Genomic DNA, 812 nt, shown 5'->3' with positions numbered 1-812 from the left:
GGAAGTCTTGGTCTAGTACCTTCTGAAACTAATCTCCTAATGTGGCTGTTTTCGTCACGTAACCACTGTTGTAATATGTCTAAGGTTTCTTCATGGTATTTTTCAAGATAAGGACGAATGGCATATTCAGCAGTATTCCTTTTTGTTATTTCATACATTGCGTTGAATGAGGAGTCAAAATCGTTAAGTCCATATTTTTCAACGTATTTTGCGATAGGCATGTACATGTATCCGTTTGTAAATGTGCCTACTTCTGTTGTGTTTTCTGGTCCCAATGTTTTCAGTAATATATGTATTGCTTCATTAAAATCTTTTTGTAATGCATTGTGTAATTCATCTGCTATTACTTCGACACGTTGCTTTAACTCTAAATTTTCAACTTTACATGTTACAGAATCTACAAAGTTTTTTTTAGAGAAATTAGGCTCGTGTTTACAAATAGAATCAGCCATTTTTTCTGCTAATTCTTTATTGAATAAAAATTTTAATGGAACGTATTTACCCATTTTTTCACCTCATTGGTCAGATAAAAACAATTTTTATTTTTTAATCGACAACCCATACACCAACGTCTCACTAGGAGTCGTTATACTAAAACCTGTCGTCTTATAATCAAGTTTCACCGTATCACCAGTGTAGTCTTTTGTGAATGAGTCCATTTGTACAATAAGCTGTTCATCTTCATATACAACATCATCCGTATTATATGTATCCCAAATTAAATCAACATCAACGAAAATGCTGCAAGAGTTTGTCATTGTTCCTCTAATGCGAATAATCTTTTTGTCTTCACGTTCTAGTCTATGTATAGC

General features: G+C 33.0%; 2 protein-coding genes. Both read right to left on the bottom strand.

Annotated features, from left to right (window positions below):
- On the bottom strand, positions 1–506 hold a 506-nt coding region (locus tag AC1DTM_RS29585; RefSeq protein ID WP_477001603.1), incomplete at its 3' end, for a DNA alkylation repair protein.
- A gap of 33 nt (positions 507–539) precedes the next feature.
- On the bottom strand, positions 540–812 hold a 273-nt coding region (locus AC1DTM_RS29580; RefSeq protein WP_477001602.1), incomplete at its 5' end, for an iron-sulfur cluster biosynthesis family protein.

It is taken from the genome of Bacillus sp. P4_D3 (assembly GCF_056401855.1).
The sequence above is the reverse complement of the archived record's forward strand: the minus strand, read 5'-3'. Positions and strand labels throughout refer to the sequence as shown.